We start from the raw sequence: 19041 nt of genomic DNA, 5'->3' as shown, positions 1-19041 counted from the left end.
TTGCGGACGGGGCGGCACCCCGGGCTTGCGGCAGACGATGGGGCGGCAGCGAGGCCGCCCGTCTTTTTTCAGGATAAACCGCTGGGCGCTTCAGGGCAAGGCGCGGATGCGCCAGAGATGTGAGCTGGTCGAGCCAAAAAGGATCAAAAAAATCACAAATAACTTTTTGAAAAGCATATTTTTGAAAGAATTCGCACCCGGCTCTGGGAGAGTTTTTATCGAACGAATAAGCTTTTTCGATTGGAAATTTCTAAAGAAAGCCCCTACCATTCCCGCATGGTTTGACCGTTTCAGGAGGTTCTCATGGCCCGAATCCGTGCGTTGGCGCATCGGCATCGCCAAGATTTGCTCAAGACCGCCAGCTACTACCTGATGCACATCGTCGTGGCCGCCGCGGTGGCTTATGCCGTCACCGGACAGCTCTGGGCGGCTTTGACGCTGAGCGTGCTCGAACCCACGGTGCAGGCGGTGGCGTACTTTTTCCACGAAAAAGCCTGGGCCCGCCGTCGCGCGGCGGCCCAAGCCGACGCCACCCCGGCAGCCGGCGCGGCCACGGCGTGAGGCCGCCCGCGGCCTGGGCTTGGTGGCGAGGCAACGGGGCCGGTGCGCTACGCGCTATCCACATCGCGTAAAAAACGGGGGCGGCCTACAATAGCCGGGCGCCCGCTTCACGATGCGGCCCTTCATTTCATATGACGGAGACACCCACCATGTCGCAATCCCAGGCAGACAAGCGTGCCGAACTGCGCCGCGCCGCCCTCGAATACCACGAATTTCCCACCCCCGGCAAGGTGGCGATGGCTCCGACCAAGCAGCTGACCAACCAGCGCGACCTGGCGCTGGCTTATTCCCCCGGGGTGGCCGCGCCCTGCGAGGAAATCGTGGCCGATCCGGTCAACGCCTTCAAGTACACGGCGCGCGGCAACCTGGTTGCCGTCATCACCAACGGCACGGCGGTGCTGGGCCTGGGCGACATCGGCCCGCTGGCGGCCAAGCCGGTGATGGAGGGCAAGGGCGTGCTGTTCAAGAAGTTCGCCGGCATCGATGTGTTTGACATCGAAATCAACGAGAAAGACCCGGACAAGCTGGTGGACATCATCGCCGCGCTGGAGCCCACTTTCGGCGGCGTGAACCTGGAGGACATCAAGGCCCCGGACTGCTTTTACGTCGAGCGCAAGCTGCGCGAGCGGATGAACATTCCCGTCTTCCACGACGACCAGCACGGCACGGCCATCGTGGTGGGGGCGGCCATCCTCAATGGCCTGAAGGTGGTGGGCAAGGACCTGAAGCAGGTCAAGCTCGTCACCAGCGGCGCTGGCGCGGCGGCCCTGGCCTGTCTGAACCTGCTCGTCAAGCTGGGCGTGCCGCGCGAGCACATTTGGGTCACCGATCTGGCTGGCGTGGTGTACGAGGGCCGCACCGAGTTGATGGACCCGGACAAGGCCCAGTTCGCGCAAAAAACCGATGCGCGCACGCTGGCCGAGGTGATCGACGGCGCCGACGTGTTTCTGGGCCTGTCGGCCGGGGGCGTGCTCAAGCCCGACATGGTGGCCCGCATGGCCGCCAAGCCCCTCATTCTGGCGCTGGCCAACCCCACGCCCGAAATCTTGCCCGAAGAGGTCAAGGCCGTGCGCGACGACGCCATCATGGCCACCGGCCGCACCGACTATCCCAACCAGGTCAACAACGTCTTGTGCTTCCCCTACATCTTCCGCGGGGCGCTGGACTGCGGGGCCACCACCATCACCGATGAGATGGAAATCGCCGCGGTGCATGCGATCGCCGAACTGGCGCAGGCCGAGCAAAGCGAGGTGGTGGCTGCGGCCTACGCGGGGGAGAAGCTGGCGTTCGGGCCTGAGTACCTGATCCCCAAGCCGTTCGATCCGCGGCTGATGATGAAGATCGCCCCGGCCGTGGCCGAGGCGGCGCAGCGCAGCGGCGTGGCGTTGCGCCCCATCACCGATCTGGACGCCTACCGCGAGAAGCTCCAAACCTTCGTGTTCGCCTCCGGCACCATCATGAAGCCGGTGTATGCCATCGCCAAAAAGGCGCAGCACAAGCGCATCGCCTACGCCGAGGGCGAGGAGGAACGGGTGCTGCGCGCCGCGCAGATCGTGGTGGACGAAGGGCTGGCCCGCCCCACCCTGATCGGCCGGCCGGCCATCATCGCCCAACGCATCGAAAAGTTCGGTCTGCGCCTCAAAGAAGGGCAAGACTACGACGTCGTCAACACCGAATACGACGTGCGCTACCGCGAGCTGTGGCAGACCTACCACCAGTTGATGGAGCGCCGCGGCGTGACCGAGCAGCTGGCCAAGATCGAGATGCGCCGGCGGCTGTCGCTCATTGGCGCCATGCTGCTGCGCCGCGGCGATGTGGAAGGTCTGATCTGCGGCACCTGGGGCACCAACCCCATGCACCTGCAATACATCGACCAGGTGATCGGCAAGCGCCCGGGCGCCACCTGCTACGCGGCCATGAACGCGCTGATGCTGCCGGGGCGGCAGGTGTTCTTGGTAGACACCCATGTGAACTACGACCCGACGGCCGAGCAGCTCGCCGAAATCACGCAGATGGCCGCGCGCAAGGTCATGCGCTTTGGCATCACGCCCAAGGCGGCGCTGCTGTCGCATTCCAACTTTGGCTCGTCGGACCAGCCCTCGGCCGTGAAGATGCGGCAGGTGCTGGCCATCCTGCGCGAGCAGGCGCCCTGGCTGGAGGTGGAAGGCGAAATGCACGGCGACGTGGCGCTCGACGCCGAAGCCCGCAAGCGCATCATGCCGCGCAACCTGCTGGAGGGGGATGCCAACGTGCTGGTCTTTCCCAACATCGACGCGGCCAACATCGCCTACAACCTGCTCAAGACGGCCGCTGGCGGCGGCATCGCCGTGGGGCCGATGCTGCTGGGCGTGGCCAAGCCGGTGCACATCCTCACGGCCAGCGCCACCGTGCGGCGCATCGTCAACATGACGGCGCTGACCGTGGCCGAGGCCAACGTGGGGCCGCGGGCCGTCGGTGGCCAGGCGGCGCCGAGCGGCCCAGCCTGAAGCCGCGCCCGGATCAGCGCTTGGGCAAGGCGCCGAAATCGGCGCGGCCAAACCGTTCCTTGATGAATTCGACCCAGGCACGCACGCGCCGCGGCAGGTGCCGGGCGCTCGGGAACACCGCATAAATGCCGTTGGGCGGCGCCATGAAAGCGTCCAGCACGCTGACCAGCCGCCCGGCCTGCAGGTCGGCCTGCACCTCCCAGGTGCTGCGCCAGGCCAGGCCCAAGCCTGCCAAGCACCATTCGTAAAGCACTTGGCCATCGGTGCAGGTCAGGGGGCCGCGCGGGCGGATGTGCACCGTGCGGCTTCGGCCATCGGCTTCGGGCACGGTGAAAGCCCAGCCTCGGGTCTGGGAAGCGTCCGACGACAAGACCAGACAGTCGTGATGCAGCAGATCGTTCGGGTGCTGCGGCACGCTGCGATGCCGAAAGTAGCCCGGCGCGGCCACCACGAGGCGGCGATTGTCGGCCAGGCGCACGCTGATGAGCGAGGAGTCCGGCAAGTCGCCGACGCGCACCGCGCAGTCGTAGCCTTCGGCCGCCAGATCGATCACCCGGTCGCTGAGATTGAGCGAAACGGTGACCTCGGGGTGGAGTTCCCGAAACAGCGGCACCAGCGGGGCGACGTGGCGACGACCGAAGCCGGCCGGCGCGGTCAGGCGCAAATGGCCGCTGACCCGCGCGCCACCGGCGCTGACACTGGCTTCGGCCTGCGCCAGATCGGCCAGCAGGCGCTGGCAGTCCTCCAGGAAGGCGCTGCCTTCATGGGTGAGCGTCAGCCGCCGGGTGGTGCGCACCAGCAGCTTCACGCCCAGGTGGGCTTCCAGCGCATCCAGGCGTCGGCCCACGATGGCCGGCGCCACGCCCTCGGCGCGCGCCGCCGCGGTCAGGCTGCCGCGCGAGACGACGGTCACAAACGTTTCAATGGCCTTGAGCTTGTCCACAGGCGGCGGGGATTGCGTTGTCTGCCAACGCTTCTGGAAGGATTGTGGGGCTCATTATGTACGTAAAAGTCATGAGTGAGCGCGGTTTCGGTGCAGCAATGCCCGCGTTGGCTTGCCGTACAGTGACACCTATCCCGTGGCCGCCCCGCAGTGGCCACCGGCCCCGTTTTCTCACCATCCCAGGAGGTTTTCATGACCGCTCGCACCCCTGTCGGCCGCATGCAGGTGGCCACCGTTCTGTACGATTTCGTCAACCAGCAGGTCTTGCCAGGCACCGGCCTCGACGCGGCCCGGTGGTGGGGCGCCTTCGATGCCATCGTGGCCGATCTGGCCCCGAAAAACCGGGCGCTGCTGGCCGAGCGCGACCGCCTGCAGGCCGAGTTGGACAAATGGCACAGCGCCAACCCGGGGCCCATCCAGAACATGGCCGCCTACCGCCAGTTTCTGGAGACGATCGGCTATCTGGTGCCTGCTCCGGCCGACGTGAAGGCGACCACCGCCAACGTGGACGCCGAACTGGCCGTGCAGGCCGGCCCGCAGCTGGTGGTGCCCATCCTCAATGCCCGCTATGCGCTCAATGCGGCCAATGCCCGCTGGGGCAGCCTGTACGACGCGCTCTACGGCACCGACGCCATCCCCGAGACCGATGGTTGCGCCAAGGGCCCAGGCTACAACGAGAAGCGCGGCGCCAAAGTGATTGCGTTCGCGCGGCAGTTTCTGGACCAGGCCGCCCCGCTGGCCAGCGGCTCGCACGCCGATGCCGCGGCTTACGCCATCGTGGGCGGCCGGTTGCAAGTCACGCTCCAAGGCGGGGCCACCACCGGCCTGAAAGATCCCGCCCAGCTCGTGGGTTACCAGGGCGAGGCGGCCGCGCCCCAGTCGGTGCTGCTGGTGCACAACGGCAACCACATCGACATCGTCATCGACCGCAGCACCCCCATTGGCGCCAGCGATCCGGCGGGCGTGGCCGACGTGGTGCTGGAAGCGGCCCTGTCCACCATTTTGGACCTAGAAGATTCCGTGGCCGCGGTCGATGCCGAGGACAAGGTGCTGGGCTATCGCAACTGGCTGGGCATCCTGCAAGGGTGGCTCACCGAGAGCTTCGACAAAGGCGGCCGGCGCATGACGCGCGGCCTCAACCCCGATCGGGTCTATACCGCGCCCGCTGGCGGGGAGGTGCGGATGCACGGCCGCAGCCTGATGTTCGTGCGCAACGTCGGTCACCTGATGACCAACCCGGCCATTTTGTACACCGACGCCGACGGCACGGTGCGCGAAATTCCCGAGGGCATCATGGACGCGGTCATCACCACCACGATTGCGCTGCACGATTTGCAAGGCCGTGGCCGGCTGCCCAGTGGCGAGTCGATCCGCAACAGCCGCACCGGCAGCGTCTACATCGTCAAGCCCAAGATGCACGGGCCCAAGGAAGTGGCGTTTGCCGCCGAACTGTTCAGCCGCGTGGAGCAGATGCTGGGGTTGCCCGACAGCACCGTCAAGCTCGGCATCATGGACGAGGAGCGCCGCACCTCCGTCAACCTCAAGGCCTGCATCGCCGCGGCGGCCAGCCGCGTGGCGTTCATCAACACCGGCTTCCTCGACCGCACCGGCGACGAAATGCACACCGCCATGCTGGCCGGCCCCATGATCCGCAAGGGCGACATGAAGGCCAGCGCCTGGATCCAGGCGTATGAGCGCAACAACGTGCTGGTGGGCTTGCAGTGTGGGCTGCGCGGCCGCGCCCAGATCGGCAAAGGCATGTGGGCCATGCCCGATCTGATGGCGGCGATGCTGGAGCAGAAAATCGCGCACCCCAAGGCTGGCGCCAACACCGCCTGGGTGCCCAGCCCGACGGCCGCCACGCTGCACGCGCTGCACTACCACCAGGTCAAGGTGACCGACATCCAGGCCGAGCTGGAGCGCATCGACGCCGATGCCGAGCGCGACAACCTGCTGACCGGCTTGCTGACCGTGCCGGTGGCCGCCCACCCGACCTGGAGCGAGGCCGACAAGCAGGCCGAGCTGGACAACAACATCCAGGGCATCCTCGGCTACGTGGTGCGCTGGGTGGATCAGGGCATCGGTTGCTCCAAGGTGCCCGACATCCACGACGTCGGCCTGATGGAGGACCGCGCCACGCTGCGCATCAGCAGCCAGCACGTGGCCAACTGGCTGCACCACGGCGTGGTGACCGAGGCGCAGGTGCGCGAGACCTTTGCCCGCATGGCCGCCAAGGTGGACGCCCAGAACGCGGGCGATCCGGCTTACAAGTCGCTGGTCGCCAACCCCAATGGCGCGGCGTTCCAGGCCGCGTTGGACCTCGTGTTCAAAGGCAAGGCGCAGCCCAGCGGCTACACCGAGCCGCTGCTGCACGCTTGGCGCCTGAAGGTCAAGGCCGGGCAGGCTTGAGGCTTATCATCCTTGCAAATCACGGAATGAAACTCCATAATTGCAAGGATGTTTCAGCGCCATTTGCTGCCCACGCTGACCTGATCAGCCCGGGCGTTTCATGGCGCTTTTGGCGGCCGCCAAGGTGGGGCGGGAATGCGTTCCGTATCGCTAGGTACCTGGGGAAAGCGGTCCGCCTCCCAGTCGGCCACGGCCTGTTCGATGCGTTCGCGGCGGCTGGAGACGAAGTTCCACCACAGGTGGCGCGGGCCGTCTGGCGGCTCGCCGCCCAGCACCATCACCTGGGCGGGCGCGCCGGGCGGGGCGCTGACGGTGCAGCCGTTGGCGTCGGGCAGTGCCATCACACGGGCCGCCACGGGCTGCCCGTCCAGAACGAAGGGCGTATCGGGGGCGTAGAGCGCGACTTCCGGTGCCAGCCGTGGCAGACGCACCGAGGCGCCAGGCGCCAGCCGCAAATCCAGGTACAGGGTCTGCATGGGCAGGGTCAGGGGCGAGCGTTCCCCAAAAGCCTCGCCCGCCAGCACGCGGATCCGTGCGCCGCCATGCGCAATGTTCGGCAGGCGGTCGGCCGCCAGGTGCTCGAAGGATGCGGGCACCTCCTCATGGCTGCGCGGCAGGGCCAGCCAGAGTTGCAGGCCGTGGGTCTGTACCGGTTGGCCGATCAGGTCTTCGGGAGTGCGCTCGCTGTGCACCACCCCCTGGCCCGCCGTCATCAGGTTGACGGCGCCAGGCTCGATGCGTTGCACCGCCCCGGTGCTGTCGCGGTGCATCATGGCGCCGGCAAACAGGTAGGTCAGCGTGCACAGGCCGATGTGGGGATGGGGCCGCACATCGTGCTCGCGCTGGCCGATGCCGTCCAGCGGGCCCATGTGATCGAAGAACACGAACGGCCCCACCGACCGGTGTCCGGCCTGGGGCAGCAGGCGCCGCACCGTGAAGCCGCCACCCAGGTCCTTGGCCTGTCCATGCACAGTGCGGAAAGGGGCGGCTTCAGAGGGCATGCGGATCTCTGTCTGGGGTGGGGTATCCTCAGGCGCGGCCCTGCTTGGCATCGAGGCTCCAGGCCCCGGCGCCGCTGGCCACCAACGCCAGCAGGCCACCGATCACGCCCAGGTTCTTGAAGAACATGAGTTGCTGCACGAACTGCTGCTCAGCCGACATGGCCCAGTAGTTGTGGAAGAACACCGTGGCCGCCAGCGTGAATACGGCCAGCGCCAAGGCGGCCCACCGTGTCTGCCAGCCGGCCAGCAGCGCCAGTGGAGCGACGACTTCCACGACGATGGCGATGAGGGCGCCCAGCGTGGCCAGCGGCAGGCCGACGGAGGCGATGTAGCCCACGGTGTCTTCGAAGCCGACGATCTTGTTCAGGCCCGCGGGCAGGAACAGGGCCACCATCAGCAGGCGGGCAAGCAGCGGAAACAGCGGGTGATGCAAAAACATGGAATGAACTCCAGCGGTTGGAATGCCTAGACTGTAGGCAAACCGACCGCCGGGTGCGGCGCATGGATTTCATGAAATCATTCAAAAAAACTGAACAGTCCCGCGTCAGACAAAAAACCGGCGCAGGGCTTCGGCGGTGTCATCGGGCAGTTCTTCGGGGATGAAATGGCCGGCGGGCATGGCCTGCCCAGAAACTTGGGCAGCGCATTGGGCCTGCCAGAGCGCCAAGGGGCGGAACAGCCGGTGCACCACGCCACGCTCCCCCCACAGCACCAGCATGTCGCAGGCGATGCGCTGGCCGCGAGCCCGGCTGGCGGCGTCGTGTTCCAGGTCGATGCCAGCACTGGCGCGGTAGTCCTCGCAGGCGCTGTGGATGGCGTGTGGCCGACAGAAGCACCGCTCGTATTCGGCCAGCGCCTCGGGTTCCAGATGGGCAAGGCCCTGCCCGCCCCATCCCCCCAACTTGGTGTGCAGGTAGCTGAGGGCACAGCCGCCGATCATGGTTTCGGGCAGTGGCGCGGGCTGGATCAGGTGGAACCAGTGGTAATAGGCGCGTGCGAAGTCCATGTCGGTGCGGGCGTACATGTCCAGCGTCGGGGCGATGTCGATGACGCAGAGCTTGCGCACGCGCTGCGGGTGGTCCAGCGCCAGTCGATGAGCCACTCGGCCACCCCGGTCATGGCCGCCCAGGAACGCCTGGTCGATGCCCAGGTGGTCCAGCAGGGCCACCACATCGGCGGCCATGGCCCGTTTGCTGTGCGGTGCGTGATCGGGGGCATCGGGTGCCCGGGCGGCCGAGTCGCCGTAGCCACGCAGGTCTGGCAGGATCAGTCGGTAGTGCGCTGCCAGTGCACGGGCCACCCGGTGCCACATCACGTGCGTCTGCGGAAAACCATGCAGAAGCACCAGCGCCGGGGCGTCAGCCCGGCCTCCGATACGGTAGTGAACCCGGCTCTGCGGCAGGGCCAGGGTGTGGGTCTCGAAGTGTTCGAACCAGGGGGCCGAAGATGTGGTCATGGCGGGCGTTTCTCAGATCACATTCGACAGCGTGAACATCACCGCCGACCCCAGCGACTGCTCCAGCGCGTCCACCGGCACTTTCATTTTTTCGGCCATCACGGCGGTGTCCCCGTCTTTCGGTGCCTTGGCGCGGGCGCGCGGGACCACCAGCCGCAGCACGGCCAGGTTCGGGTGCATCGCGGCCAAGTCATGGCGCAGTTGCCCGATGTCGGCCGGCGGGCTGTCTTCGTCCAGGATCAGCAGGTGCACGTCGCGGTCGCGCATGGCGGCCAGTGTCTGCGCGGCGCTGGCCACACCATCGGCCGTCACGCCCAGCTGCTTGACGATGCCCAACGCCCGCAGACGCGTCTCGGGCGAGGCCGAGCAGACCAGCACATAGGCACCGCTGACGGTTTTGAACACGGTGGACGGGGTGCCGTCGGCGGTATGCAGCTCCGCGCTGGACGATGGGGCGTTCAGCACCCGCTTGAAGCAGGCCGTCAGCACCACGCCGTCGGCCACCACCTCCCGGTGCAGCTCGATGCCGCCATCGGTGGCGGCGATCTGACGCAGCAGCAGCCATTGGATGTTGTCCATGAACACTTCGGCCTGCGACGGGGGCTCGGCCGTGAGGATTTTCATCGACAGACGCGCCCGTGGCGGCTCGTGTGCCTGGTCCAGTCGCAGGTCGATGTGTGCGCCCAGGCGCACGCTCCAGTCCAGCATGGCCTGGGTCAAGCCGTAGCCCAGCGTGGGGTCGATCAGCAACTCGACGGGCTTGAATTTGCGCCGGACCGTGATGCCCTGCAGCGCCAGTTCATCCCGCCGCTCCTGCAGCACCGATTCGACCACATAGGCCAGATCGATTTTCTCGTGCGACTGACGCACCCGTCCGCTCTGGAAGCGAATAATTTGCTGCGCATGCACGGCACAGTGCTTGAGGCGCTGTGCCGGGGTGGTCAGCACCTGGCACTCGGCAGGGCTGAGGCGGCCCCGCTGCACCAGCACCTCCAGACCGCGCAGCAGGGCGTCGACCGTGTCCACGGCCTGTTCGGTCAGCGCCGTGGCCAGCTCGGGCCAATGCGCTGCCATGCGCCAGTCCGCTTCGTCGGGGAGTGCGGGGAGTGCGGGGTGTGGGGCCGGTTCCGGGGATGGGGTGTCAATCATCAGCGGCGAGCGTACCGCAATCGCGCCAGTGGCGGAAGTGCTGCGGCGTCCCTTCTTTGCCACAATAGCGTTCATGAGCATGACCACCGCTGCCTATCCTCTGTCGCGTCCGCGCCGCCTGCGCCGCGACGTGTTCACCCGCAACCTGGTGCGTGAGCACCACCTCACGGTGCACGACCTGATTTACCCCGTGTTCGTGCTGGACGGCCACAACCGCCGCGAACCCGTGGCCTCCATGCCCGGCGTCGAGCGCCTGAGCCTGGACTTGCTGCTGCCCGTGGCGCAGGAGTGCGTGGACCTGGGCATTCCAGTCATGGCGCTGTTCCCCGTCATCGACCAGTCCCTCAAGACGCCCGATGGCCGCGAAGCCTACAACCCCGACGGCCTCATTCCCCGCGTGGTGGCCGAACTCAAAGCCAAGGTGCCCAACCTCGGCGTGATGACCGACGTGGCGCTCGACCCCTACACCAGCCACGGCCAGGACGGCCTGCTCGACGAGCACCACTACATCCTCAACGACCCGACGGTCGAGGTGCTGGTGAAACAGGCCCTGTGCCAGGCAGCGGCCGGCGTGGACATCGTCGCCCCCAGCGACATGATGGACGGCCGCATTGGCGCCATCCGCCAGGCCCTGGAGGCCCATGGCCACGTGCACACCCGCATCATGGCCTACAGCGCCAAGTACGCGAGCAGCTTCTACGGCCCCTTCCGCGACGCGGTCGGCAGCGCCGTCAACCTGGGCAAGGCCGACAAGAAGGTCTATCAGATGGACCCCGGCAACACCGACGAGGCCCTGCGCGAAGTGGCGCTGGACCTGGCCGAGGGCGCCGACATGGTGATGGTCAAGCCCGGCATGCCCTACCTGGACGTGGTGCGCCGTGTGAAAGACGAGTTCAAGGTGCCGACTTTTGCCTACCAGGTCAGCGGCGAGTATGCGATGCTGAAAGCCGCTGCCCAGAACGGCTGGCTCGACCACGACGCGGTGATGATGGAGAGCCTGCTGGCCTTCAAGCGCGCCGGGGCCGACGGCATCCTCACCTACTTCGCGCGCGAGGCGGCGCGGCTGCTGCGCCAGCCCTGAGCCGCAGGCCCTGCCGTTCGCCGCAGCGACAATACCCACCATGAAGCACCTCCAACCCAAGGAAGCCTGGCAGTGGCTGCAGGCCCATGCCGACGATCCGCCCGAGCAGGCCCCGCTGTTCGTGGATGTGCGCATGGAAATCGAGTCTCTCTACGTCGGGCGCCCGCCCGGGGTGGTGCACATTGCCTGGTACGACTACCCAGATCTCAAGCCCGACCCCGAGCGCTTTGCCCGCCAGGTCGAGGCCGAAGCGGGCCACAAGGACCGCCCCATCCTGCTGATCTGCCGCAGTGGCAAGCGCACGCTGGATGCCGGGCAGGCGCTCGAAGCCGCCGGCTTCACCGACGTGGCCCACGTGGTGCACGGCTTCGAAGGCGAGCTCGACGAGCACTTTCACCGCTCCACCGTCAACGGCTGGCGCCACGACGGCCTGCCCTGGGAGCAGATGTGAAAGGCGGAGGCCCGTCGCTTGCTCAGTGAAGCCCTTGCCGTGCCAGACACGGTCGAGCCCGGCGTCACCCCGTGGGAGGGCGAGTGCCACGCCGTGCTGCGCGACGTGTTCGGCTATGCCCGTTTTCGCGGGCCGCAGCAGGCCATCGTGGCCCACGTCAGCGCCGGGGGCGATGCCCTGGTGCTCATGCCCACCGGTGGCGGCAAATCGCTGTGCTACCAGATCCCGGCCATCGTGCGGCACCGGGCCGGGCATGGGGTGGCCATCGTCGTCTCGCCCCTGATCGCGCTCATGCACGACCAGGTCGGCGCCTTGCGTGAAGCCGGCGTCGAGGCCGCCTACCTCAACTCCAGCCTGTCGGGGGAAGACGCTGCCGAGGTGGAGCGGCGCCTGCTGCGCGGCGAGCTGGTGCTGCTGTATGCCGCGCCCGAGCGGTTGACCACGCCGCGCTTCATGGCCCAGTTGCAATCGTTGCACGAGCGTGGGCTGCTGAGCCTGTTTGCGATCGACGAGGCGCATTGCGTCAGCCAGTGGGGCCACGATTTCCGACCCGAGTACCGCGGGCTGGCGGCCTTGCACGAACGCTTCCCAGACGTGCCGCGCATCGCGCTGACCGCCACGGCCGATGCGCTCACCCGCGACGACATCGTGCACCACCTGCAATTGCAGGCAGCGCAGCACTTCGTCAGCAGCTTCGATCGGCCCAACATCCGCTACCACATCGTCGAGAAAAAAGACAGCGTGCAGCAATTGCTGCGCTTCATTCGCGACGAGCACACCCACGCCAGCGGCCATGACGCGGGCGTGGTGTATTGCCAGTCGCGCCGCCGCGTCGAGGAGGTGGCGGCCCAACTGGCCGAGGCCGGCTTGCGCGCCTTGCCGTATCACGCCGGGCTGGATGCCGCCGTGCGCCAGCGCCATCAAGACCGTTTCTTGCGCGAAGACGGGCTCATCATGGTGGCCACCATCGCGTTCGGCATGGGGATCGACAAGCCCGATGTGCGCTTCGTGGCGCATCTGGACATGCCCAAGAACATCGAGGGCTACTACCAGGAAACGGGCCGCGCCGGGCGCGACGGCGAGCCCGCCAATGCCTGGATGGCCTACGGCCTGCAAGACGTGGTGAACCAGCGCCGCATGATCGATGAGAGCCCCGCCGCCGACGAGTTCAAGCAGGTGCTGCGCGGCAAGCTCGATGCCTTGCTGGCGCTGGCCGAGGCCACCGACTGCCGGCGCGTGCGCTTGCTGGCCTATTTCGGGGAAGCCTACGGCCAGGCAGGCCCGGACGGGCTGGCCGCGGGGGCACGTTGCGGCAATTGCGACAACTGCCTGCAGCCGCCGCAGACCTGGGACGCCACCGAAGCCGCCCGCAAGCTGCTGTCGTGCATCTACCGCGTGCAGCAGGCCAGCGGCAGCGCTTTCGGCGCCGGGCACCTGATCGACATCTTGCGGGGCAAGGCCACCGACAAGGTGCGCCAGTACGGGCACGACCGTCTCAGCACCTTTGGCATCGGCACCCAACTGGGCGAGAGCGAATGGCGCAGCCTGCTGCGCCAGCTGATCGCGCGCGGCGCGGTGCGGGTGGACGGTGGGCCGTTTGCCACCCTGCACCTGGCCGAAGGCGCGCGCGCGTTGTTGCGCGGGGAGGCAACGGTGCGCTTGCGCGTGCCCTCGACCAGCCCAGCGCGCAGCCGTGGCGGCGCGCGCCAGCGGGTGGTGGCGGCCGAAGCCACCCTGCCACTGGCCGCCCGCGAGACGCTCGCGGCCCTCAAGGCCTGGCGCGCCGAGGTGGCTCGCGAGCACAACCTGCCCGCCTACGTCATCCTTCACGACGCCACCTTGCGCGCCATCGCCGAGCGCCAGCCCCGCAGCTGGGCAGACCTGGAGGGCCTGCCCGGTCTGGGGCAGAAAAAGCGGGAGGCTTACGGGGCGGCGGTGTTGCGCGTGGTCAACCCGTAAAGCCGATGCTGCGCCGCTCGCGCACTTCGGGCTTGAGCCGGTGCTCGGCTTCGAGCTGGCACAGGAAGTCCTCCGCCGAAGGGGCTTCGTGCAGCAGCTCCCACTGGCGTTTGACGGCGGCGAAATCGCCCAGGCACAGCTGATCGAGCGCCAGCAGCCGCTGCGACCACTCGGCCGGCACGGCCGCTGCCTCCGTGCTGCCCAGGGCCTCGCGGGCGAACAAGGCCAGGCGCTGGGCGGCCGTCAGCGGCTTGAAGCGGATCTTGAACGTGAAACGGCGCAGGGCTGCGGCATCGATGCGCTCCATCAGGTTGGTGGTGCACACAAAGATGCCCTCGAAGCGTTCCATGCCCTGCAGCATTTCATTGACTTCGCTGACTTCGTGCGTGCGCAGGGCGCCGCGGCGGTCCAGCAGAAAGCTGTCGGCCTCGTCGAGCAGCAGCACCGCTTGCTCGGCTTGCGCCTCGGCAAACATGGTGGCCATCTGCTGCTCGGTCTCGCCCACGAATTTGCTCACCAGATCGCTGGCCTGTCGCACCATCAGCGGTCGTTCCAGCTCATGGGCCAGGTATTCGGCCAGCGCGGTCTTGCCGGTGCCGGGTGGGCCGTGGAAGCACAGCGTGCCTTGGCCTTTGGTCCGCAGTGCCGCCACGATGCGCGGCAGCGCGTGGCGCGACTCGATGTGCAGCCACTGCAGACCGTAATCCATCGGCTGGGCCCGGGCCGTGGCGCCGGCGCGCCGGCCCAGTGCCTGGTCCGCGTGTTGGAGCTGGCGCTCGATCAGGCGATCGAAATGCGCCGGGTCGGCGCTGTCGGGCGCGGCCAGCCGCGCGAAGCGCAGCGCGGTGTGGATTTGCGCGGGCGTCAGCCCCGGGCGCTCCACCAGCCGGCCCACCAGCCGTTCCGAAACCGGCTGGCCCTCCAGGGCTTTGCGCACCAGTTGCTCGCGGGCGCCGGGTGGCGGGCTTTTGAGTTCGAGGTGGTAGGCAAAGCGGCGGCGAAAAGCCGGGTCGATCTGGTCGATGCGGTTGGTGATCCACAGCGTGGGCACTGGGTTGGATTCCAGCACCTGATTGACCCAGGCCTTGCCGCCGGGGTCTGCCGTTTCGTTGCGCCCTGCGCGGGCCAAGCCCTCGGGGGCGGCCGGGAACACGTCCTCCACCTCGTCAAACAGCAGCGCCGAGCGCGCCGTGCCCTTGAGGAACACTTGCGCAATCTGCAGCGATCGGTAGCGGTCCTTGCCGCTGAGCGAATGGCCTTCCCGATCGGCATATTCCACCTCGAACAACTCCAGCCCGGCGGCTTGCGCGACCACGCGGGCCAATTCCGTCTTGCCGGTGCCGGGCGGGCCATAGATCAGCACATTGACGCCGGCTTCCCGGCGCGCCACGGCCTCGCGCAGCAGGGTGCACAGCAGGGCCGCGTCTTCGGCCACGAAGGCAAAGTCGTCCAGATCCAATGCCGAGCGCGCCGCGGGCCGGGTGAACACCGCCATCAACTCGTTGTGGCTGCGGTACTCGCGCATCAGCACCGGCGGCAGCCGCTCGCTGACCTTCATCAGGTCGGCCATGTCGGTGATGTTGTGTTCCGGCAGCAAGTTGTCCACCAGCCCGATGCGCTCCAGCCGCGAACCGGCACGCAGCGCCTCCCGGATTTCCGCGGCGTTGACGCCGGCCACATCGGCCAGCAGGGCGTAGGCCTCAGGCGCGTTGTGGACCTTGAATTCGACCAGGATGTTGCGCAACTCGCGCTGGTAGCGGGCCAGGGTGCCATAGAGCAGCAAGGCCTTTTCGCCGGCGTTGAGTTGCAGCAGGTGGGCCAGCGTCTCGATGTTGCGCTCCAGCAGACTGGGGCGGCGCTGCAGTGCCTGGCGCAGCCACTCGCCCGTGGCGGCCAGCACCGTCATCACGTCCTTCGGCGCTTCGCGGGCGTATTCGTCCAGATGGAAAAACAGCGTGCCTTCTTCGTAGGGGCCTTGCCAGATGCCGAACCGCTCCAGAAAAGCCGCCGGACTCAGCGCCTCCTGCCCGTGCCACCACTCGTTGTCGTGGCAGCGCTGCTGCAGAAACAGGCGCAGCCGCCGCAGGATGGTGGGCGGCCAGACCAGGTGGCGACCGGCCAGCGCGAGCAAGGCATTGAGGTCGCGCCTCAGGTTGAAGCGCGCGCCCTGTCGCGCCACGAGGCTGAGCACGAAATGCGAACACATCAGATCCAGCACCGGGGCATCGCGCACGCCGGGGGGCATCAGCAGCGGACCAGCCGCGTGCCCCCCGGCCAAGGCACGCGTCGCGGCGCGCTCCGGGCGCGCCCGCGTGGCGGGCTCGGGGGGCGTGGGCTTGGGGGCAGGCGAGCGCTCGCGCAGCACCTGCCCATCGGCCCGGGGTGACGTCGAACGCTTGACCATCCGAGGACGACTCCTGCTGCCAGCCGGGCAGCCCAAGGTGGCCCGGCCTGTGGGGCGAACCATACCCCAGCTGACGGCAACATGGAAGGGGCTCGGCAAAACCCGAGGCCGGTTTGGCGGCAATTTGATTAAAATCAAGTGAGAAACCCCATTACCGCCTATTCAGGAGCCCTTCATGAGCCACGCCCCGCAGCACGAGCAACACCAGGAAGAAGTCGATCCGGCCGAGGCCATCGTGGACGTGATCCCCTGGGTGCTGCCCTTGGCGGGCGCCCTGCTGATCTTTCTGCTGGCCTTCATTGCCGTGACCATGGCCTGATCCCTCTCAGGCTGACGACCAGAAACCGGCCCTGGGCCGGTTTTTTTGTTGGGTGCCGAGATCGTTATGAGGCATTAACTCATGCAAGTTTTGCATGAAAAGCGGGTGACGATTTCATGCGCATTTCATAAAATTCATGATTCTTGCCCCTGGTGCGGGCGACAAGCGCAGTCCCTCGGTCAAGAAAGGGATATGGAAAGCCGTATGCCATACCCTGAGATCGTCTGACTCCCGGACGCGGCGTGGTCTTTCCACATCCGCTTTCTTACCTTCTGGAGTCGATCTCATGAACGCACCGCTGATGCAGGGCCTTGAACTCAAGGTGCCCGATTACGTCAAGAACGCCAGGCTCATCGCCTGGGTGGCCGAGATGGCCGCGCTGTGCAAGCCCGAACGCATCGAATGGTGCGACGGCAGCCAAGCCGAGTACGACCGCCTGTGCGAGCAAATGGTGGCCGCTGGCACGCTCAAGCGCCTCAACCCGGCCAAGCGGCCGAATTCCTACCTGGCTTGGTCCGACCCGTCCGACGTGGCCCGGGTCGAAGACCGCACCTTCATCTGCACCGAAAACCCCGACGATGCCGGCCCCACCAACAACTGGGTCGCCCCGGCCGAGATGCGCGCCACCCTGCGCCCGCTGTTCGACGGCTGCATGCGGGGCCGCACCCTGTACGTGATCCCTTTCAGCATGGGGCCGCTGGGCTCGCACATCGCCCACATCGGGGTGGAGTTGTCTGACAGCCCCTATGTGGTCGTCAACATGCGGCACATGACCCGCATGGGCCGCGCCGTGTACGACGTGCTGGGCGTCGATGGCGAGTTCGTGCCCTGCGTGCACACCGTGGGCGCGCCGTTGGCCGACGGTCAGAAAGACGTGGCCTGGCCCTGCAACCCCACCACCAAGTACATCGTCCACTACCCCGAGACGCGTGAGATCTGGTCCTACGGCTCCGGTTACGGCGGCAACGCGCTGCTGGGCAAGAAGTGTCTGGCGTTGCGCATCGCTTCCACCATGGGGCGCGAACAAGGCTGGCTGGCCGAGCACATGCTCATTCTGGGCGTCACCAGTCCGGCTGGCAAGAAATACCACGTGGCCGCGGCTTTTCCCAGCGCTTGCGGCAAGACCAATTTCGCCATGCTCATCCCGCCCAAGGGTTTCGAGGGCTGGAAGGTCACCACCATCGGCGACGATATTGCCTGGATCAAGCCCGGCCCTGATGGGCGTCTCTACGCCATCAATCCCGAGGCTGGCTATTTCGGCGTGGCGCCGGGCACCAACACGCTGACCAATCCCAACTGCATGGCCAGCCTGGACCGCGACGTCATCTTCACCAACGTGGCGTTGACCGACGACGGCGATGTGTGGTGGGAAGGCATGGGGCCCGCGCCTGAGCGTGCCACCGACTGGCAGGGGCAGGCGTGGACGCCCGACATTGCCAAGGCCACGGGCCGAAAAGCCGCCCATCCCAACGCCCGCTTCACGGTGTCGGCCACCAACAACCCCGCGCTTGACGAGGCCTGGGACTCGCCGGCCGGGGTGCCGATCGATGCATTCATTTTTGGCGGACGGCGCTCCAACACCGTGCCCCTGGTGACCGAAGCCCGCGACTGGGTGGAGGGCGTGTACATGGCGGCCACCATGGGTTCCGAAACCACCGCCGCGGCCTTTGGGGCGCAGGGCGTGGTGCGGCGCGACCCATTTGCCATGCTGCCGTTCTGCGGCTACCACATGGGCGACTACTTCCAGCACTGGCTGGATCTGGGCGCGCGCTTGCAGGCCGCTGGCGCCCGGCTGCCGGCCATTTTCTGCGTCAACTGGTTCCGCAAAGGGCCCGACGGGCAGTTCGTCTGGCCGGGCTTCGGCGACAACATGCGAGTGCTCAAATGGATGCTGGACCGCCTCGAAGGCATGGGCCAGGGCGTGGAGCACCCCTTCGGCGTGAGTCCGCGTTACGAAGACCTGCACTGGGATGGCCTGGACTTCAGCCCCGAGCAGTACGCCGCCGTCAGCCGCATCGACCCGGCCGACTGGCAGCGTGAACTGGCGCTGCATGCCGAGCACTTCGAGCAGCTCGCGGCACGCCTGCCCCAGGCGCTGACCGAGGTCAAGGCTCGCATCGAGGCCCGGCTGGCGGCTTGCGCATGAAAAAAGGCAGCCGTCGGCTGCCTGGGCAAGGTCGGCGGCCGTGGCGAGCGCCACGGCGCTGGCCGCTGGCTTATACGTAGAACGGCACCATGCGGCGGCGGCCGTCCATGTCCACCACGGCACCGGCTTCCCAGTTCCATTCCCGCGCCGGGTCGATCGCCGAGCGGCGCGACACCTCGGGCAGGCCCAACGGAGCCAGGGCCTCGGTGTGGACGGTCAGGTCGGCGCGGTCGCGGGCGGCTTGCAGATCGGCCATCACGCGCGGGTCGTGACGGGCCAGCACCAGCAGCCGGGCGTCGGCGCGGGCGGCAGCGCGGGCGCGGGCCCAGCCATCGAGCAGCGTCAGCAGGCGCTGGGCGGCGCGGCGGGCGGTGCCGGCCAGCAGCAGGCTGCCGGCAAACACCACGGCCCACATGGCCACCCAGGTGGCCAGCAGATGCTCGTCGGCCCAGGAGGCCATCAGCCGGTCGGTGGCCACGGCCAGCGCGGCCACGGCGGCGGCCAGCAGCAGGGCGGCCAGCGGACGGTCGGTGCGGCGGGCGGAGGGGCGGCTCGGCGCCCCAGCCACAGGGGCAGAAGTTGAGGCGTATGCGGTCATGTCAGGCTCCTTGTGCTGCAATGCAGCATTGCATGGGGCGAATATTAGGGCAAACCCTCATGTCACACCAATTTATTT

General features: G+C 67.4%; 15 protein-coding genes. 8 read left to right on the top strand and 7 right to left on the bottom strand.

Features of this window, described 5'->3' with window-relative positions:
- Positions 1-303: 303 nt before the first annotated feature.
- Together DFR43_RS09030 and DFR43_RS09025 are read left to right on the top strand one after the other, a co-directional pair.
- On the top strand, positions 304-561 hold the full coding sequence (locus tag DFR43_RS09030) for a DUF2061 domain-containing protein (protein ID WP_133597839.1): 258 nt from the start codon (positions 304-306) through the stop codon (positions 559-561).
- Between the two features lie 149 nt (positions 562-710).
- Positions 711-3047, top strand: coding sequence for an NADP-dependent malic enzyme (locus tag DFR43_RS09025; RefSeq protein WP_133597837.1), 2337 nt, complete (start codon positions 711-713; stop codon positions 3045-3047).
- Positions 3048-3060: 13 nt separating this feature from the next.
- Here DFR43_RS09025 and DFR43_RS09020 read toward each other — a convergent pair whose 3' ends face one another.
- Complete coding sequence (locus tag DFR43_RS09020) at positions 3061-3990, bottom strand: LysR family transcriptional regulator (protein ID WP_133597835.1); 930 nt, start codon at positions 3988-3990, stop codon at positions 3061-3063.
- Between the two features lie 192 nt (positions 3991-4182).
- Here DFR43_RS09020 and DFR43_RS09015 point away from each other — a divergent pair, with 192 nt between their 5' ends.
- Complete coding sequence (locus tag DFR43_RS09015; RefSeq protein ID WP_133597833.1) at positions 4183-6399, top strand: malate synthase G; 2217 nt, start codon at positions 4183-4185, stop codon at positions 6397-6399.
- 98 nt (positions 6400-6497) lie between these two features.
- Here the strand turns inward: DFR43_RS09015 and DFR43_RS09010 are convergent, their stop codons facing one another.
- The 4 genes from DFR43_RS09010 to DFR43_RS08995 all read right to left on the bottom strand — a co-directional run bounded on the left by DFR43_RS09010 (position 6498) and on the right by DFR43_RS08995 (position 9930).
- A complete protein-coding gene (locus DFR43_RS09010) occupies positions 6498-7400 on the bottom strand; it encodes a pirin family protein (RefSeq protein ID WP_133597832.1) in 903 nt (300 codons plus the stop codon).
- Between the two features lie 28 nt (positions 7401-7428).
- Complete coding sequence (locus tag DFR43_RS09005) at positions 7429-7839, bottom strand: DoxX family protein (protein WP_133597830.1); 411 nt, start codon at positions 7837-7839, stop codon at positions 7429-7431.
- A 105-nt stretch (positions 7840-7944) separates the two neighbouring features.
- Positions 7945-8856: an alpha/beta fold hydrolase gene (locus tag DFR43_RS09000; RefSeq protein WP_133597828.1), complete on the bottom strand. Its 912-nt coding sequence runs from the start codon at positions 8854-8856 to the stop codon at positions 7945-7947.
- 12 nt (positions 8857-8868) lie between these two features.
- Positions 8869-9930: a hypothetical protein gene (locus DFR43_RS08995; protein ID WP_133597826.1), complete on the bottom strand. Its 1062-nt coding sequence runs from the start codon at positions 9928-9930 to the stop codon at positions 8869-8871.
- Between the two features lie 148 nt (positions 9931-10078).
- Between DFR43_RS08995 and hemB the strand changes: the two genes are divergently transcribed.
- The 3 genes from hemB to recQ are packed head-to-tail and all read left to right on the top strand — an operon-like array spanning position 10079 to position 13496.
- Positions 10079-11086 carry a porphobilinogen synthase gene (hemB, locus tag DFR43_RS08990; protein WP_425471084.1) on the top strand — a complete coding sequence of 336 codons (1008 nt, stop codon included), beginning with the start codon at positions 10079-10081 and terminating at the stop codon, positions 11084-11086.
- A gap of 40 nt (positions 11087-11126) precedes the next feature.
- On the top strand, positions 11127-11537 hold the full coding sequence (locus tag DFR43_RS08985; protein WP_133597823.1) for a rhodanese-like domain-containing protein: 411 nt from the start codon (positions 11127-11129) through the stop codon (positions 11535-11537).
- 39 nt (positions 11538-11576) lie between these two features.
- Positions 11577-13496, top strand: a complete 1920-nt coding sequence (gene recQ, locus DFR43_RS08980) for a DNA helicase RecQ (protein WP_245988885.1) — start codon at positions 11577-11579, stop codon at positions 13494-13496.
- Here recQ and DFR43_RS08975 read toward each other — a convergent pair.
- The gene (locus tag DFR43_RS08975; protein ID WP_133597880.1) at positions 13486-15741 is read right to left on the bottom strand and encodes an ATP-binding protein; all 2256 of its coding nucleotides are present in this window, start codon (positions 15739-15741) and stop codon (positions 13486-13488) included. The two genes, recQ and DFR43_RS08975, sit on opposite strands and share 11 nt — an antisense overlap.
- A gap of 334 nt (positions 15742-16075) precedes the next feature.
- Here DFR43_RS08975 and DFR43_RS13620 point away from each other — a divergent pair, with 334 nt between their 5' ends.
- Together DFR43_RS13620 and DFR43_RS08970 are read left to right on the top strand one after the other, a co-directional pair.
- Positions 16076-16219 carry a hypothetical protein gene (locus tag DFR43_RS13620; protein WP_164499722.1) on the top strand — a complete coding sequence of 48 codons (144 nt, stop codon included), beginning with the start codon at positions 16076-16078 and terminating at the stop codon, positions 16217-16219.
- A gap of 286 nt (positions 16220-16505) precedes the next feature.
- The gene (locus DFR43_RS08970; protein WP_133597821.1) at positions 16506-18365 is read left to right on the top strand and encodes a phosphoenolpyruvate carboxykinase (GTP); all 1860 of its coding nucleotides are present in this window, start codon (positions 16506-16508) and stop codon (positions 18363-18365) included.
- 70 nt (positions 18366-18435) lie between these two features.
- On the opposite strand, the gene DFR43_RS08965 is transcribed toward DFR43_RS08970, so the two are convergent.
- Complete coding sequence (locus DFR43_RS08965; RefSeq protein WP_133597819.1) at positions 18436-18963, bottom strand: hypothetical protein; 528 nt, start codon at positions 18961-18963, stop codon at positions 18436-18438.
- Between the last annotated feature and the right edge of the window lie 78 nt (positions 18964-19041).

Source organism: Tepidicella xavieri (assembly GCF_004363315.1).
GTDB lineage: Bacteria > Pseudomonadota > Gammaproteobacteria > Burkholderiales > Burkholderiaceae_C > Tepidicella > Tepidicella xavieri.
Note: the sequence above shows the minus strand (reverse complement) of the source record. Positions and strands in the feature narration are given on the sequence as shown.

Coding starts and splice junctions, on each gene's coding strand:
- DFR43_RS09030 (WP_133597839.1), top strand. CDS start 304: ATGGCCCGAATCCGTGCGTTGGCGCATCGGCATCGCCAAGATTTGCTC.
- DFR43_RS09025 (WP_133597837.1), top strand. CDS start 711: ATGTCGCAATCCCAGGCAGACAAGCGTGCCGAACTGCGCCGCGCCGCC.
- DFR43_RS09015 (WP_133597833.1), top strand. CDS start 4,183: ATGACCGCTCGCACCCCTGTCGGCCGCATGCAGGTGGCCACCGTTCTG.
- DFR43_RS09010 (WP_133597832.1), bottom strand. CDS start 7,400: ATGCCCTCTGAAGCCGCCCCTTTCCGCACTGTGCATGGACAGGCCAAG.
- DFR43_RS09005 (WP_133597830.1), bottom strand. CDS start 7,839: ATGTTTTTGCATCACCCGCTGTTTCCGCTGCTTGCCCGCCTGCTGATG.
- DFR43_RS09000 (WP_133597828.1), bottom strand. CDS start 8,856: ATGACCACATCTTCGGCCCCCTGGTTCGAACACTTCGAGACCCACACC.
- DFR43_RS08995 (WP_133597826.1), bottom strand. CDS start 9,930: ATGGCAGCGCATTGGCCCGAGCTGGCCACGGCGCTGACCGAACAGGCC.
- hemB (WP_425471084.1), top strand. CDS start 10,079: ATGAGCATGACCACCGCTGCCTATCCTCTGTCGCGTCCGCGCCGCCTG.
- DFR43_RS08985 (WP_133597823.1), top strand. CDS start 11,127: ATGAAGCACCTCCAACCCAAGGAAGCCTGGCAGTGGCTGCAGGCCCAT.
- DFR43_RS08975 (WP_133597880.1), bottom strand. CDS start 15,741: ATGCCCCCCGGCGTGCGCGATGCCCCGGTGCTGGATCTGATGTGTTCG.
- DFR43_RS13620 (WP_164499722.1), top strand. CDS start 16,076: ATGAGCCACGCCCCGCAGCACGAGCAACACCAGGAAGAAGTCGATCCG.
- DFR43_RS08970 (WP_133597821.1), top strand. CDS start 16,506: ATGAACGCACCGCTGATGCAGGGCCTTGAACTCAAGGTGCCCGATTAC.
- DFR43_RS08965 (WP_133597819.1), bottom strand. CDS start 18,963: ATGACCGCATACGCCTCAACTTCTGCCCCTGTGGCTGGGGCGCCGAGC.